General features: G+C 70.7%; 13 protein-coding genes. 8 read left to right on the top strand and 5 right to left on the bottom strand.

The genetic code is table 11. From position 1 onward, the window contains the following. Positions 1 to 5: 5 nt before the first annotated feature. Both glnD and map read right to left on the bottom strand, forming a co-directional pair. On the bottom strand, positions 6 to 2,624 hold the full coding sequence (gene glnD / locus FZO89_RS14615) for a [protein-PII] uridylyltransferase (RefSeq protein ID WP_262378675.1): 2,619 nt from the start codon (positions 2,622 to 2,624) through the stop codon (positions 6 to 8). 2 nt (positions 2,625 to 2,626) lie between these two features. Continuing rightward, positions 2,627 to 3,403 carry a type I methionyl aminopeptidase gene (gene map / locus FZO89_RS14610; protein ID WP_149103943.1) on the bottom strand — a complete coding sequence of 259 codons (777 nt, stop codon included), beginning with the start codon at positions 3,401 to 3,403 and terminating at the stop codon, positions 2,627 to 2,629. A gap of 604 nt (positions 3,404 to 4,007) precedes the next feature. On the opposite strand from map, the gene rpsB reads away from it, so the two are divergent. After that, complete coding sequence (gene rpsB, locus FZO89_RS14605; protein ID WP_149103942.1) at positions 4,008 to 4,862, top strand: 30S ribosomal protein S2; 855 nt, start codon at positions 4,008 to 4,010, stop codon at positions 4,860 to 4,862. Between the two features lie 126 nt (positions 4,863 to 4,988). After that, positions 4,989 to 5,861 (top strand): translation elongation factor Ts, encoded by an 873-nt coding sequence (gene tsf / locus FZO89_RS14600; protein ID WP_149103941.1) that lies wholly within the window; start codon positions 4,989 to 4,991, stop codon positions 5,859 to 5,861. Positions 5,862 to 5,952: 91 nt separating this feature from the next. Here the strand turns inward: tsf and FZO89_RS14595 are convergent, their stop codons facing one another. From FZO89_RS14595 to FZO89_RS14585, 3 genes are read right to left on the bottom strand one after another with little or no spacing between them, the layout of a single operon-like run. Further along, positions 5,953 to 7,557: a diguanylate cyclase domain-containing protein gene (locus FZO89_RS14595; protein ID WP_149103940.1), complete on the bottom strand. Its 1,605-nt coding sequence runs from the start codon at positions 7,555 to 7,557 to the stop codon at positions 5,953 to 5,955. An 8-nt stretch (positions 7,558 to 7,565) separates the two neighbouring features. Beyond that, positions 7,566 to 9,047, bottom strand: a complete 1,482-nt coding sequence (locus FZO89_RS14590) for an ATPase domain-containing protein (RefSeq protein ID WP_149103939.1) — start codon at positions 9,045 to 9,047, stop codon at positions 7,566 to 7,568. Next, on the bottom strand, positions 9,044 to 9,439 hold the full coding sequence (locus tag FZO89_RS14585; protein ID WP_222928126.1) for a hypothetical protein: 396 nt from the start codon (positions 9,437 to 9,439) through the stop codon (positions 9,044 to 9,046). Before FZO89_RS14585 ends, FZO89_RS14590 begins: the two co-directional genes overlap by 4 nt. Positions 9,440 to 9,843: 404 nt before the next feature. On the opposite strand from FZO89_RS14585, the gene FZO89_RS14580 reads away from it, so the two are divergent. From FZO89_RS14580 to dxr, 6 genes are all read left to right on the top strand, one after another. Then, entirely contained in the window at positions 9,844 to 11,331 is a 1,488-nt protein-coding gene (locus FZO89_RS14580; RefSeq protein ID WP_149103938.1) for a GGDEF domain-containing protein, read from the top strand. Positions 11,332 to 11,411: 80 nt separating this feature from the next. Next, entirely contained in the window at positions 11,412 to 12,134 is a 723-nt protein-coding gene (gene pyrH, locus FZO89_RS14575) for a UMP kinase (protein WP_149103937.1), read from the top strand. Between the two features lie 385 nt (positions 12,135 to 12,519). Beyond that, positions 12,520 to 13,077: a ribosome recycling factor gene (gene frr, locus FZO89_RS14570; protein WP_149103936.1), complete on the top strand. Its 558-nt coding sequence runs from the start codon at positions 12,520 to 12,522 to the stop codon at positions 13,075 to 13,077. Positions 13,078 to 13,148: 71 nt separating this feature from the next. After that, positions 13,149 to 13,970, top strand: coding sequence for a polyprenyl diphosphate synthase (gene uppS, locus FZO89_RS14565; RefSeq protein WP_149103935.1), 822 nt, complete (start codon positions 13,149 to 13,151; stop codon positions 13,968 to 13,970). Continuing rightward, positions 13,967 to 14,845 carry a phosphatidate cytidylyltransferase gene (locus FZO89_RS14560; protein ID WP_149103934.1) on the top strand — a complete coding sequence of 293 codons (879 nt, stop codon included), beginning with the start codon at positions 13,967 to 13,969 and terminating at the stop codon, positions 14,843 to 14,845. Before uppS ends, FZO89_RS14560 begins: the two co-directional genes overlap by 4 nt. Beyond that, a complete protein-coding gene (gene dxr, locus FZO89_RS14555; protein WP_149103933.1) occupies positions 14,845 to 16,017 on the top strand; it encodes a 1-deoxy-D-xylulose-5-phosphate reductoisomerase in 1,173 nt (390 codons plus the stop codon). The genes FZO89_RS14560 and dxr overlap by 1 nt, the downstream gene beginning before the upstream one ends. The last annotated feature ends 6 nt before the right edge of the window (positions 16,018 to 16,023 follow it).

The raw sequence follows: 16,023 nt of genomic DNA, 5'->3' as shown, positions 1-16,023 counted from the left end.
TGCGCTCATGCCGCGTGTTCTCCGTCGATGCCTTGCTGGAGCGCGTCGCGCAGGGCGCCGCACTGGGTGTCGTCGAGCGCCCGGTCGCGCCGGTCGCTGACCAGGAACACGTCCTCGGCACGCGCGCCGAAGGTGGCGATGCGCGCGTCGTGGACGCGGACGTGCTGCTGCCGCAGCACCTGCGCGATGTCGGCCAGCAGCCCCGGCCGGTCGGTGCAGACCAGGCTCATGACGGTGCGGCGGCCATCGCCGGTGGTGTCGAAATCGACTTGCGGCACCACCCGGAAATGGCGCAGGTGGCGCGGCTGCGCGCGCCTCGCCGGCCGCACGTCGAGCGATCCGGCCAGCACCGTCGCCAGCTTGCGCTCGATCGCGCCGATGTCGGGGGCCTGGCGCTGGTCCACGGACAGAACCTGGAAGGTGTCGAAGATGGTGTCTGCCGGGCCATCGAGCGCGCGCGCCTGCTGGATCGCGAGTCCCAGGCGATCGAGGGTGATGACGATCGCGGCGAACAGGCCGTCGCGGTCGGGCGCATGCACGAACACCTCCAGCGCATCGCCTGCGCCGGCCAGGCGACGCACGCGCGCCACCGTGGCGCCGGCGGGCGCGCCGCGCAGCGCCAGCGCCTGCCAGACCACCTGGTCGGCACGCGCGCGCAGGAAGTTGGTGTCGGGCATGCGCGCGAACAGCGCGTCGATGTTGTCCACGCCCTCGGCCACCAGCAGGCCGGTGGCCTTGTCGCGGGTCTCGGCGATCCGGTCGGCGGCGCCGAGACGATGCTCGAGCCCGCGCCGCAGCGCGTAGCGGGTGGCGATGCGCAGGTCGGCCAGCAGACGGTCCTTCCATGCGTTCCACAGCTTCGGCGAGGTGCCGGCGATGTCGGCGCAGGTCAGCAGGTAGAGGTAGTCGAGCCGCTCGCGGTCCGCCACCTCGACCGCGAAACGGTGGATCACCGCGGGATCGGAGATGTCCTGTTTCTGCGCGGTGGTCGACATCAGCAGGTGCTTGAGGACCAGCCACTCGACCAGGGCGGTGTCGTTCGCGCTGAAGCCATGCGCCTGGCAGAACGCGCGCGCGTCGACCGCGCCCAGTTCGGAATGGTCGCCGCCGCGGCCCTTGGCGATATCGTGGAACAGGCCGGCGACCAGCAGCAGTTCGGGCTTGCGCAGCAGCGGCCAGACCTCGTGCGCCATCGAGAAGCGCTCGTCGGGGATGCCGGTGGAGAACGAGGCCAGGTTGCGCAGCACCGCCAGCGTGTGCTGGTCGACGGTGTAGACGTGGAACAGGTCGAACTGCATGCGCCCGGACACCTGCGCGAACGCGGGGATCCAGCGTCCGAGCACCCCCAGCCGCGCCATCCGCTCCAGCGAGCGCACCGGGCCAGGGCCACGCAGCAGCGCGACGAAGTCCTCCCGCAGCTCCGCCGACGCCGCATCGTACGCAGGCAGTGCGTGCAGCGATTCGGCCAGCGCGCGCGCGGTGCGCGAGTGCAGGCCCTTGGCGCCGGGGTGGTCGGCCCACAGTGCGAACAGCCAGAACACCCGCGCCATGTCGCCGCCCGGCCAGAACTCGTCGCGCGCCACCAGGTAGCCGCGCTTCATCGCGAACTCAGCATCGAGCGGGACTGCCTCCACGTCGCCCTCGATCTGCTCCTCGAAGCGTTGCAGCAGCCGCTCGCCGATACGCTGCACGATCGCGGCGCTGCGGTAGAAGGCCTGCATCATCCGCTCGATCGCGGCGTTGTCGGCATCGTCGATGTGCTGCAGGCGGGCGGCCAGCGCCTTCTGGTAGTCGAAGCGCAGGCGCTCCTCGCGCTTGCCGGCCACCAGGTGCAGGCCGTAGCGCAGCCGCGCCAGTACCCGCCATTCGCGCTCCAGGGCCGAATACTCGTCCAGGCCCAGGTGTCCCAGCGGGATCAGCGACTCGATGTCGCGGGTGCCGAACACGCGTCGCGCCATCCAGCGCAGGGCGTGGATGTCGCGCAGACCACCGGGGCCTTCCTTGATGTTGGGTTCGAGGTTGTCGGCGGTGTCGCCGAAGCGGGCGTGGCGCTGGCGCAGTTCCTCGCGCTTGGCTTCGAAGAACTCGCGCGCCGGCCACACCCGGTCGACCGAGACCGCCGCTTCCAGGCGCAGCGCCATCTCCGGCGTGGCGACCAGCGGACGCGCCTCGATCAGCGAGGTCATCACGGTCAGGTCGTCCTGCGCGGCCTGGGTGCACTCGCCGAGCGTGCGCACCGCGTGGCCCACCGGCAGGCCGGCGTCCCACAGCAACGCGAACAGCCGCGACAGCGCGGCGGTGTCGCCTTCGCGCGCGTCGTCGCCGACCACCACCAGCAGGTCGATGTCCGAGCGCGGGAACAGCTCGCCGCGCCCGTAGCCACCGGTCGCGAACAGGGTGAGCGCGGCGTCGGCCGGGATCGACCGCGACCACGCCTGCCGCACCAGCCCGTCGACCGCGATCACGCGCGCCATCAGCAGGCGCTCGATGTCGCCGTCGTCGTCGAAGCGCTGCGCGAAGCTCGCATCCTGGCCGCGCAGGTTCTCGGCGGCGAGCGCCGCCCAGGCCGCGTCCTCGCCGGCGCGCGCGGCAGCCTCCTCGTCGCTGTCCGGGGCGACCGCCACGGTCAGAGGTCGTTGTCGTCGCCGGGCAACCGGGTCAGGATCTCGACCCCGTCGTCGGTCACCAGCACGGTGTGCTCCCACTGCGCCGACAACTTGCGGTCCTTGGTGACCACGGTCCAGCCGTCCGGCAGCAGCCGGGTGAACCGCGTGCCCTCGTTGATCATCGGCTCGATGGTGAAGGTCATGCCCGGCTGGAACACCAGCCCTTCGCCCGGCCGGCCGTAGTGCAGCACCTGCGGATCCTCGTGGTAGACCTTGCCGATGCCGTGGCCGCAATACTCGCGCACCACGCTGAAGCGCTGGCCTTCGGCGTACTCCTGGATGGCGTGGCCGATGTCGCCGAGGGTGGCGCCCGGACGCACCGCGCGGATGCCGCGGAACAGCGCCTCGCGGGTGACTTCCACCAGCCGCCTGGCCATCACCGAGGGCGTGCCGACGTAGTACATGCGGCTGGTATCGCCGTGCCAGCCGTCCTTGATGACGGTGACGTCGATGTTGATGATGTCGCCGTCCTTGAGCACCTTGGCCTGGCTCGGGATGCCGTGGCAGATGACGTTGTTGGCCGAGATGCAGGTCGTCTTCGGATAGCCCTTGTAGCCGAGGTTGGCCGGGACCGCCTTCTGCACGTGGACGATGTGGTCGTGGCAGATGCGGTCCAGCTCGTCGGTGCTGACGCCGGGCTTCACGTGCTCGGCCACGACCTGCAGCACTTCGGCCGCGAGCCGGCCGGCCACGCGCATCTTCTCGACCTGTTCGGGAGTCTTGGGGATCACGGACATAGGCCGCCATTATCCCCGATTCCTGCCACGCGCCGGAAAACGGCCGGCCGGCTAGGGTCCGGCACGGGCAGGGATCCGCCGGGCGACGGGACGTCCACGGACGCGAACAGAAGGCTTCGGCCCCGGCGGGAGCCGAAGACGGAAGGGCCGGCAGTGACGACAGGCGCACCCGATGGACCCGGCCGGGGCGCCGTGATCTTCTGTCGCCGGCGCGGATCGCCTCGGGAGGCGTACCCGCGGCCCCGTCGCCGGCGGATGGTGCTTGCGGCGCGGGCCGGACCGCCGGATCGACCCGCCAGGGCCCGTTCCCGCACCGGCGCCGTGCCCCGCGGGTTTACCTGGAGGCCCGGCCACGTTAAGATTCCGCGGCTGTGCGGGGCCAACCCCCCGCCAGCCGCCCACGCCGGGCGTCGCGTCGCCCTCGACGCAGGCGAATACACACCCGCTGCAAGCACCCGTGCCGGGGTGTCCCGCGCCCACGAGGGCGCAGGATCTGGCCACGGAGGCAGCGGGGAGGCCCAACCCCGGAACCGAGCGCCCTGTCCTGCAGGACGCACCGCCCATCCTGTCGTGGCGGCCGGTTCCTTTCCAGGAGTTCCAACCCATGCCCCAGATCACCATGCGCCAGATGCTGGAAGCCGGCGTCCATTTCGGCCACCAGACGCGCTACTGGAACCCGAAGATGGCGCCTTACATCTTCGGTGCCCGCGGCAAGATCCACATCATCAACCTCGAGAAGACGGTTCCGCTGTTCAACGACGCGATGAACTTCATCTCGGGCATCGCCCAGAAGCGCGGCATCGTGCTGTTCGTCGGCACCAAGCGCAGCGCGCGCGACGCGGTCAAGGAAGAGGCCGAGCGCTGCGGCATGCCGTACATGACCCAGCGCTGGCTGGGCGGCACGCTGACCAACTTCCGCACCGTCAAGCAGTCCGTCGCCCGCCTGAAGGAACTGGAAGCCGCCGAGACCGACGGCACCTTCGAGAAGCTGGTCAAGCACGAGGTGCTGGGCCTGCGTCGCGAGCGCGACAAGCTGCTGTCCTCGCTCGGCGGCCTGAAGGACCTCAACCGCCTGCCCGACGCGCTGTTCGTGATCGACATCGGCCACGAGGACATCGCGGTCAAGGAAGCCAAGAAGCTCGGCATCCCGGTGGTCGCGGTGGTCGACACCAACTACGACCCGGCCCTGGTGGACTACGCCATCCCCGGCAACGACGACGCGATCCGCGCCGTGCAGCTGTACGCCAGCGCCGCCGCCGACGCCGTGCTGGAAGGCAAGGCCGCCGCGCCGAACGCCGCGAACGTGCGCGAGGAAGAGTTCGTCGAGGGCGATGCCAAGCCGGGTCGTCGCGCGCCGGCGAAGAAGGCCGCCGACGACGGCGCCGAGGCCGCCAAGGGCGCCGCGCCGGCCGAAGCGGCCGAGCCCGCCAAGGCCGACGAGGCCCCGGCCGCCGGGTAATCCTGCGGCAATGCGGCCGCGGCATCCTGCCGCGGTTGCGATCGCGGCCGTCGTCCCCACGTCAGCCGTCACGAATCCAGCGGCGGGCCCTGCCCGCCGGTCATTTTTTCGAATCCGAGGTCCCCGATGGAAATCACCGCATCCCTGGTCAAGGAACTGCGCGAGCGTACCGGCGCCGGCATGATGGAGTGCAAGAAGGCGCTCACCGAGAACAACGGCGACATCGACGCCTCCGCCGAGGCGCTGCGCAAGTCTGGCCTGGCCAAGGCCGACAAGAAGGCCAGCCGCGTCGCCGCCGAAGGCCGCATCGCCGCCGCGCAGGAGGCCGGCAAGGCCGTGCTGGTCGAGATCAACTCCGAGACCGATTTCGTCGCCAAGGACGAGAACTTCGTCGCCTTCACCGAGGCCGTGGCCCAGGCCGCGCTCGCCGCGGCCGACGTCGAGGCGCTCAAGGCCACGAAGCTGCCGTCGGGCGAAACCGTTGAGGAAGCGCGTGCGGCCGTGATCGCCAAGGTCGGCGAGAACGTGCAGGTGCGCCGCCTGGCCCGCATCGACAGCGGCAACCACGTCGCCGCGTACGTGCACGGCGGCAAGATCGGCGTGCTGGTCGAGGTCAAGGGCGGCGATGCCGAGCTCGCCCGCGGGCTGGCGATGCACGTCGCCGCGATGAACCCGCCGCACAACAAGCAGAGCGACGTGCCGGCCGACTTCATCGCCAAGGAAAAGGAGATCGAGCTGGCGAAGATGTCCGACAAGGATCGCGCCAAGCCGGCCGAGATCCTGGAGAAGATCATCGGCGGCAAGATCGCCAAGATCGTCAACGAGGTCAGCCTGTACGGCCAGCCCTACGTGCTCGATACCGACAAGAGCGTCGAGGCCGTGCTCAAGGGCGCGGGCGCCGAGGTCGTCGGCTTCCAGCGCCTGGCCGTCGGCGAAGGCATCGAGAAGGTGGTCGAGGACTACGCCGCCGAAGTGATGAAGCAGGCCGGCCTGGCCTGACCTCCCGCGTTCGCAGCCGTTGAACGAAGCCGCGCGAAAGCGCGGCTTTTTTCATGCGCGCCGATCCGGATTGCGCGTTCGCGGGAAGTACCTATCGAAGCAGCGGCAGCGTGACCACGAACCGGCTGCCCTGCCCGTGGCCGGCGCTGGTGGCGACCACGCTGCCGCCGTGGGCCTCGACCAGTTCGCGTACGACGGTCAGCCCGATGCCGAGGCCCACGCCGTTGAAGCCGATGGCGTGCCCGTCCTGTACGAACGGCTCGAACACGTCCGGCAGGGCTTCGGCGCTGATGCCGATCCCGCTGTCGGAGACGCTGATCGCCACGGTGTCGCCGAGCAGCGCGAGGGCGAGCCCGATCCGGCCGCCTTCGGGCGTGTACTTGGACGCATTGTCGAGCAGGTTGCCGAGTACCTGCACCAGGCGCACCGGGTCGCCGTCCACGGTGGCCGCACGCGAAGGCAGTTGCACGCCCAGGTGCTGCAGGCGCATGTCCATCGCCGGCCGGCAGGCGTCGATCGCCGCGTCGACGACCCCGGCCAGGTCCACGGTGCGGCGTTCGAGCCGCAGCTTGCCGGTGTTGGCGCGCGAGACGTCGAGCAGGTCGCTCACCACGCGCGCCATGTGCGTCACTTCGCGCTCGATGATCGCCTGCATCCGCGCCGGATCGCCGCCCTCGGACTGCGCGAGCATGGTCGAGGCGAGGCGGATAGAGGTCAGCGGATTGCGCAGTTCGTGGGCCATCATGGCCAGGAACTCCTTCTGCTGGCGCTGCAGGCGTTCTGCCGCGGCCTGCAGGTCCTGGGCGGTCAGCGCCGCCAGCACCAGCTGCTCGTTCGCCTCGCGCAGTTGCACATGCCACCGATCGTGCTCGGCCAGCGCCAGTTCGTACCGGGTCAGTGGCCGTCGCAATGCGGTCGGCGCCGGCGTCTCCGTTCGTTCCGGGCCGCCAGCGCCAAAGACGCAATTGCCCAGGCCGCGTCGCTTGGCGTCGTACATCGCGGTATCGGCGCAGTCGATCAGCGCATCCGCATCTTCGCCATGCTCGGGGTAGACGCTGATGCCGATACTCGCGGTCAGGCGCAGGACGTGCCCGCCGACGCGGTCGGGCACACCCAGCGCCGAGGTCAGTTTGTGGGCCACGTCGATGGCATCGGCAACCTGATCGACCTCGGTGAGCAGGATCAGGAACTCGTCGCCGCCATGGCGCGAGACGGTATCCACGTCGCGCACCGCGGCCGTGAGCCGGCGGGCGGCCAGCTTCAGTACCTCGTCGCCGGCCGCGTGCCCGAAGGTGTCGTTGATCTGCTTGAAGTGGTCGATGTCCAGGAACAGCACCGCCAGGCGGGTGCCGTGCCGGTTCGCGTGCGCGATGGCCTGCGCGAACCGGTCGAGCAGGAGCAGCCGGTTGGGCAGTTCGGTCAGGACATCGTGCCCCTGCGATCGCGACATCTCCTGCAGGGTTTCCTTGCACGTGTCGGCATCGACTTGCGCGGCGAGCGCCGAGCACAGCAACTGCTCGTTCGCCTCGACCAGTTCCGCCGCCCGACGGCTGTCGAGGCGGTTTTCCGCTTCGACCACCTGCTGCTGCAGGCGCACCAGGTCGGCGCGCGCCTGACCCGCCTGCTCCTGCAGTCGCCACAGATCCCGCGCGGCTTCCGCCGTTGCGGATCCATCCTGCTTGCCGGGCGCGGTCATCGTGGCGCCTAGCCGTCGTCGCCGGCGGCGGCCGACGGTACGCGCGGGTGCTTGCTGGTCGGCCTGCCGCCCAGCAGCCCCTCCTGCTCGGGCAGCGTCCCGCCGATGCGAAGGCCACCCTCGTCGATCGTGTACTCGCGCAGCTCGTCCGAGTGCCCGCTCGAACGCACCTTGACCACCGCCATCACCCGCCGCAGCCGGCTTTCCACCTCGATGTAGCGCTGCACGATGATCGCGTCGGTGAGGAACGCGGTGCCATAGGGGCTGAAGCGCAGGTCGGTGTAGCGATCCTCGAGCTCGGAGGTCATCAGCACCGTGAGGCCGGCGGCGGCGAGCGCGGCGACCATGCGCGAGAGGTTCTCGCGGAAGTCGTGGCGGAAGGTCGGCGCCACCGCGAGCTCGAACCCCGAGAGCGAATCGACGACCACGCGACTGGCCTTGCGCCGGCGCACCTCGTCCAGGATCAGCAGCACGATCTCGTCGATCGACAGGTCGGGCGCACGGGTGTCCACCAGGCCGACCTGGTCGGCCGCGATCAGGTCGGCCAGCTGTCGGTTGCGCAGGTGGTCCGGGCGCTGCTCGAACACAGCGATGACGCCCGCCTCGCCGGCGCGCACGCCCTCGGCCAAGAACGAGGCGGCGAGGATGCTCTTGCCCGAGCCCGAGGGCCCGGCCACCAGCAGCGAGTAGCCGCGGGGCAGGCCGCCGCCGAGCATCTCGTCCAGGCGCGGCACGCCCATCCGCAGGCGCACGTCGTCCCGTGCCGGAAGGTTGTCGATCGCGTCCACCGAAACCCGCGCCGGCGCGAACACCTTGATGCCGCTTTCCCCGATGCGGAAGGTGTGCAGCCCCGGCAGCGTCGGCTGTCCACGCATCTTCATGATCTCCATCTTGCGCACCATCGAGTTGCGCTCGACGCTCTGGCGCAGCCAGATCAGCCCGTCGGCGATGGTGAAGATCGGGTTGGGACCGGTCTCGGTGAAGTATTCGCCGATCAGGAAGGTCGTGGCCTGCCAGCTGGTCATCAGCATGCCGAGCTGCTGCACGAACTGCTGCAACTGGTTGTGCCCGGTGCCGGCGGATCCGCTGGCGAGCACCACGGAGCGGAACGAATCGACGAACACCAGCGCCGGCGCGTGCGTCTCCATCGCCTCGACGATGCGTTGCAGGACCCGGTCGAGATCGCCCGCACCGGTTTCCTCCGAAAGGTTGATCATGCGGATGGACTGGTTGATCGCGGCGCTGTCGAAGTACGCGAACTGCTGCTGGTAACGCAGCATCTTCAGCGGCGGCTCGCCGAGTACCGTGAAATACAGTGCCGGACGCTGCGGCGTCGCCAGCGCGAACATCATCTGGTGCGCCAGCGTGGTCTTGCCGCTGCCCGGGGGACCGGCGATGAGGTTGAACGAGTATTCCGGCAGGCCTCCGCCCAGCACGTCGTCCAGGCCCGGCACGCCGGTAGCCAGGCGGTTGATGGTGACAGAGGTCATGGCGATGGATCCTGGGCGGACGAGCCGCTGGTGGGGGAAGGTGGCGTCCACACGGCGTCGAGCAAGCGCAGGGTGAGCGAAGGACCGACCAGGCTGGTCAGGAGGGTGTGGAAGGCCTGCAGCAGGGCGACGCCGCCGGCCGCGGCCTCGGGGGGAGGCTGGCGCGCGATCGACGACTTCAGGGCCACGAGGTCCGGTGGCGCCTGCGGGTCTTCCTGCAGCGCGAGCCAGGAATGGGCCGCGGCGGCGAGATACAGGCTGCGCCTGTAGAGCGCAGCCACGCCACGCTGTCCGATGATCGGCGCCAGCGCGACATCGATCCGATCCCAGATCTCCCCGATCGCCTCTGCGATCCGCGCCGCGTCCGCACTCTCGCCGGCACGCTGCGCCACGGCAAGAGCGATCCTGTCATCCTGACTGTCCACGGAACCCCTCTGCCGACCGCGGAGGACGGCATCGACGCGATAGTACGCCTCCGGGTGTGAGGACAATGCGCCCGCTCCGCAGCTCCCGGGCCACCCATCGCTGCTGGTGTCGTCGCCATTCCGGCCAACGGCAGAGCGTGGCGCCGGGCCCCCAGCGGCCTCGCCCGGGGAAGGCGGCCGGCGTCGAGGCACCGGAATCGAGTGGGCGCTGATCGGCTGAACGACCGCGGCGCGCGGGCCGCCTGCGGGGAGTCCCCCCGGGCCTGCGCGCCCGCTACAGCTGCGCGACCATCGGCCGATAACGAAGGCGCCCACCCCCGCCTGCGCAACGCCCAGGCGGTCGGCCATACCCTCATGGAGCCCGCAGTTCGATGCACCCGGAGTTCGAAATCCTGCTCGACCGCTGCGGCGACCTGCCGAGCCCGCCGGGTGTGGCCTTGCGGGTCATCGCGCTTGCCCAGGATCCTGCCGCCCACCTGGCCGCCACCGCCGAGGTGATCAACCACGATCCCGCGCTCAGCGCCAGGATCCTGCGCATCGCCAACTCGCCGCTGTTCGCCAGCGCCACCAGGCGCCCGGCCGCGACGGTCTCGCGGGCGCTCGCCCTGCTCGGCCTGAACGCGGCGATCACTCTCGCGCTCGGGTTCTCGCTGGCGGCCGCGATGCGCGGAGGTGGCCAGGTCGCGGCGGCGCGGGAGCACTTCTGGCGCCGGAGCGTGCTGAGCGCCATGGCCAGCCGCCTGCTCGCCGAGCGGGCCGGGCTGGAGCAACTGGAAGAACTGATGCTCGGCGGCCTGCTGCAGGATATCGGGGCGCTGGCCCTGATGCAGGTCCTGCCGGACCGCTACGCCGAGATCGGCAACGTACCCGCCAGCATCCTGTCGCTGGAGCGCGAACGCGAACTGTTCGGCAGCGACCACGCCGAGGTCGGCGCCTGGCTGGCGGCGCGCTGGAACCTGCCCGCCTACCTGCAGCGGATCGTCGCCCGCCACGAATGCGGGCACTACGAGGGCGATCCCGAACTCGCATGCGTCGCGGGCTCCGGCCTGCTCGCGGACCTCTGGTTGCGGGCGGGCACCCCGGAGCAACTGCGGGCGATCGCCACCGAGCTGGAGCGTCGCACCGGGCTGACCGGGCTGGAGACCGCCCGCCTGCTCGAACGCATGTCGGCATCGGCACCGGAGCTGGAGGCCCTGTTCGAGGTGCGCCTGGAACATCCGCGCGAGCTTCGCGCGCTCCATGGCCGGGTGCAGGAACTGATGGTGGTGCGCAACCTGATCGAGATCCGCAACGCCGCCGACGCCAGGCGCGAGATCGACGTGCTCAAGGCCAGGACGCGCGACCTCTCCGAACAGGTGCGGCGCGACCCGCTCACCGGCGCCTACAACCGCCTGCAGCTGGAGGAGGTGCTGGAGCGCGAGTTCGAGGAAGCGCTGCGCCACGACCGGCCGCTGTCGATCGCCTTCATCGATCTCGACGACTTCAAGCGCATCAACGATCGCCACGGGCACCTGGTCGGCGACCAGGTGCTGCAGGAGTTCACCCGCTGCCTTGCCGCGCAGCTGCGGCAGAGCGACCTGCTCGCGCGCTACGGCGGCGAGGAATTCCTGATCGTGCTCGGCAATTGCGACGCCGCTGCGGCGCGCGTCACGCTCGAGCGGATCCTGGCGGAGATCTCGCGCACGCCGATGGCGCTGATCGACGGCGTTCCCCTGTACATCACCTTTTCCGCGGGACTGGCCTGCCAGGGCGGCAGCGACCAGTTCGCCAGTGCCGACGCGCTGCTGCGGGCGGCCGACGAGGCGCTCTACGGCGCCAAGCGCGATGGCCGCAACCAGGTCGCCACGCCCGGTGGTTGAACCGGGAAGGCGGCCCGACGCCGAACCGGCATCGACGGCGATGGGCTAGAATTCCCGCGCCCCCCAGCCCCGAGGTCCGGATGTCCCAGCTCGCCTATCGCCGCGTCCTGCTGAAGCTGTCCGGCGAGGCGCTGATGGGCGACGAGGACTACGGGATCGACCCGAAGGTCATCGGCCGGCTGGCGCGCGAGGTGATCGAGGCGCAGCAGGCGGGCGCCGAGATCGGCGTGGTGGTCGGTGGCGGCAACATCTTCCGCGGCGCGGGACTCGCGGCCGGCGGCATGGACCGGGTGACCGGCGACCAGATGGGCATGCTGGCCACGGTGATCAACGCGCTGGCGCTGCAGGACGCGCTGGAGAAGCTGGGCGCGCGCGCCCGGGTGATGAGCGCGATCAAGATCAACGACGTCTGCGAGGACTACATCCGCCGGCGCGCGATCCGCCATCTCGAGAAGGGCCGGATCGCGATCTTCGCCGCCGGCACCGGCAATCCGTTCTTCACCACCGATTCGGGCGCGGCGCTGCGCGCGATCGAGATCGGCGCCGACCTGCTGCTCAAGGCGACCAAGGTCGACGGCGTCTACGACAAGGATCCGAAGAAGCACACCGACGCGGTGCGCTTCGACTCGCTGAGCTACGACGAGGTGCTGTCGCGCGACCTGCAGGTGATGGACACCGCGGCGTTCGCGCTGTGCCGCGACAGCGACCTGCCGCTGCGCATCTTCGACATGGGCCAGCCGGGCGTGCTGCTGCGCATCCTCCAGGGCGAACCGATCGGCACCCTGGTACGCGGACGGGGCTGAAGCCCGCCATCCTCGCCCCGGCGGGGCTCACCGCTGCCGGCGCGACCGGGCCGCCCTGCGCCGCGACGCGTCCACGCCGTGCCACCGGACCCCGCCAGGGCGCCGCGACCGTGCCTGGTCGAACCCCGGCCCGGCCCGGGCGCAGCGATGCACCAGGCCTCGTCGATCCTGCGCGTCGCCGCGCCCTGCCCCGCACCGTCGACGTGCCGCACATCGCGGACGGACCAACGCACGCTCACGCGGGCGCCGCTTTCCCGCATCCCCGGACCGGTGGATGCGGGCTTTCGCTGCGGGAAAGCCGCCGCGGACGGCGCGTCCCGGCTCGTGCCGACGCCGCACCGCCTATAATCCCGCAGCTTAGCCCAGAGGATACCCGGAGCCGTCGATGCTCAACGAGATCAAGAAGGACGCCCAGACCCGCATGGCCAAGAGCGTCGAGGCGCTGCGCCACACCCTGGTGAAGATCCGCACCGGCCGCGCGTCGACCGCGCTGGTCGAGCACCTGAAGGTCAACTACTACGGCTCCGACATGCCGCTGAGCCAGGTGGCCAGCGTGGCGATCAGCGATGCGCGTTCGCTGACGATCACGCCATGGGAGAAGCAGATGGTCGGTCCGGTCGAGAAGGCGATCCTCGCCTCGGACCTCGGCCTGACCCCCACCACCGCCGGCACCACGATCCGCCTGAACCTGCCGGCGCTGACCGAGGAGCGCCGCAGGGAACTGTCGAAGGTGGTCCACGCCGAGGGCGAGGACGCCAAGGTGGCGATCCGCAACATCCGCCGCGACGCGATCCAGCAGGTCAAGGAACTGCTCAAGGAAAAGCAGATCTCCGAGGACGACGAGCGCCGTGGCGAGGACGAGATCCAGAAGATCACCGACAAGGCCATCAAGGACGTCGACGAGGTGGTCAAGGGCAAGGAACAGGAACTGATGGCGGTCTGACGAGAGCCGGGATTCGGGATTCGGGACCAGGGATTAGGGATCGGCCACGAGCCAGAAGTCCGAAAGAGGCCATGCCATTGACTGACGCCGCCGATTCGCGGGATTCCGCTTTTCCGAATCCCCAATCCCCCATCCCCAATCCCCTCGACGTACCGAGGCACGTCGCGATCATCATGGACGGCAACGGCCGCTGGGCCGCGCGGCGGCGCCGTCCGCGCGCGATCGGGCATCGCGCCGGGGCGCGCGCGGTCAACGTCTGCATCGATTTCTGCCTCGACCAGGGCATCCGCGCACTGACCCTGTTCGCCTTCTCCAGCGAGAACTGGGGCCGGCCCGAGGAGGAGGTCGGGGCGCTGATGAAGCTGTTCCTGGCGGCGCTCGACCGCGAGGTCGAGGAACTGCACCGGCGCGGCGTGCAGGTCCGCTTCATCGGCGACCGGACCCGTTTCCCCGCCGACATCCGGGCGCGGATGCAGGCCGCCGAGACGCTCACCCGCGACAACGCCCGGCTCACGCTCGCGATCGCCGCCAGCTACGGCGGGCGTCAGGACATCGCGGCGGCAGCGCGGGCGCTGGCCGAGGATGTCGCCGCCGGGCGCCTGCGCCCCGAGCAGATAGACGAAGCCGCGGTCGCCGCGCGCGTGGCCCTTGCCGACCTGCCCCCGCCGGACCTGTTCATCCGCACCGGCGGCGACTGCCGGATCAGCAACTTCCTGCTCTGGCAGCTGGCCTACACCGAACTCTGGTTCACGCAGACGCTCTGGCCGGACCTCGACGCGGCGACCCTGCACGCGGCGATCCGCGACTTCGGCGCCCGCGAGCGCCGCTACGGGCTGACCGGGGAGCAGGTCTCCGGCGTCCGATCCTCCATGCACGGGAGTGCCACGACTTGACCCGCACCCGCGTATTCGCCGCCCTGCTGATGGCGCCACTGGCGATCGCCGGGGTGCTGCTGCTGCCGACCCCGTGGCTGGTCGCGCTGGCGGCGATCGTGTTCCTCGCCGCGCTGTGGGAATGGTTCCGCCTCTCCGAGATCGGCGACACCCTGCAGCGCACCCTGCTGCTGCTGGCCAACCTGCTGCTGATGGCGGCCCTGGTCTGGGCCTCGCCCACCGACAGCGGCGGGTCTCTGGTGCTGTTCAAGCTGGTGAGCATGTTCGGCGTGGTCTGGTGGCTGGTGGCGGCGCTGTGGCTGCGCCGCTACGACTTCGCCTCCGACCACGACACCCACGCCCGGGTATTCAAGCTGGCCGCGGGCACGCTGGCGGTGGTGCCGGCCTGGTGTGCGCTGGCGGTGATCCACGCCGGGGATCCCGATCCCACCGCCTGGCGCCTGGTGCCACAGGGACACGTCTGGCTGCTGACCGCGCTGATGATCGTCTGGGCGACCGACACCGGAGCCTACTTCGCCGGCCGCAAGTTCGGCGGCAGGTGGTTCGGCGGTCGCCGGCTGGCGCCGCGGATCAGTCCCAACAAGACCATCGAGGGCCTCGCCGGCGGTGTCGTGGCGGGCGTGCTGGTGGCGCTGGCGATGGCGCCGCTGGCCGGCGCCGCACCCGGCGAACTGCCGCTGGTGGCGCTGGCGGCGGTGGCGACGGTCCTGTTCTCGGTGGTCGGCGACCTGTTCGAGAGCCTGCTCAAGCGCCATGTCGGGGTGAAGGATTCGGGGACGCTGATCCCGGGCCACGGCGGCGTGCTCGACCGGATCGACAGCGTGCTGGCCGCGCTTCCGGTCTTCGCCGTGGCGAAGATCTGGCTCGGATTCTGATGCAGCGCGTCGCAGTCCTAGGCGCGACCGGCTCGATCGGCGGCTCGGCGCTCGACGTCATCGCCCGTCATCCCGACACCCTGCGGGCCAGCGTGCTCGCGGCCGGGGGCAACGTGGCGGCGCTGGTCGCGCTGTGCGCCGCACACCGGCCCGCGCATGCCGTGGTCGCCGACCCGGCGGGCCTGGCGGCGCTGCGCGAGGGACTGCGCGTTGCGGGGCTTCCGACGCAGGCGCACGCGGGACCCGAGGCGCTGTCGGCGCTGGTCGCCGGCGATGCCTGCGACACCGTGGTCGCGGCCATCGTCGGCGCGGCGGGCCTCGACTCCACCCTCGCCGCCGCCCGCGCCGGCAAGCGCCTGCTGCTGGCGAACAAGGAATCGCTGGTGCTGGCCGGCGAACTGCTGATCGAGACCGCGCGCGCGGCCGGCGCGACCATCGTGCCGATCGACAGCGAGCACAACGCCATTTTCCAGTGCCTGCACGGGCGGGCGCCGGGGGCCGAGGTGCAACGCATCACCCTGACCGCCTCGGGCGGTCCGTTCCGCGGCCGCACGCGTGCGCAACTGGCGCGGATCAGTCCGCAGGAAGCGGTGGCGCATCCGAAGTGGTCGATGGGTCCGAAGATCTCGGTGGACTCGGCGACGCTGATGAACAAGGGCCTGGAGCTGATCGAGGCGCACCACCTGTTCGGCCTGCCCGACGACCGCCTGGACGTTCTGGTGCATCCGCAGAGCCTGGTCCATTCGCTGGTCCAGTTCGTCGACGGCTCGACCCTGGCCCAGCTCGGGCTCCCGGACATGCGCACCGCGCTGGCGGTGGGGCTGGGCTGGCCGGAGCGCATCGCCTCCGGGGTCGGCGGGCTCGACCTCGCCGCCCAGGGCCGGCTCGACTTCGAGCCGCCGGACCTCGACACCTTCCCCTGCCTGCGGCTCGCCCGGGAGGCGCTGCGCGTGGGCGGAACCGCGCCCGCTATCCTGAACGCTGTGAACGAGGTCGCGGTTTCAGCCTTTCTTCAGGGGCGGATCGGTTTCCTGTCCATTGCCGCGCTGGTCGAGGATGCCCTCGCGGCGATCGCGGCCGAACCGGCGTCGTCGCTGGCGGCGCTCGGCGATGCCGATGGCCGCGCCCGGCGCCATGCCGAACACGCCATTGCCACGGGTGCCCTGCGATGAACCGCC

The sequence above is a fragment of the Luteimonas viscosa genome, from assembly GCF_008244685.1.
Classification (GTDB): domain Bacteria; phylum Pseudomonadota; class Gammaproteobacteria; order Xanthomonadales; family Xanthomonadaceae; genus Luteimonas; species Luteimonas viscosa.
The sequence above is the reverse complement of the archived record's forward strand: the minus strand, read 5'-3'. Positions and strand labels throughout refer to the sequence as shown.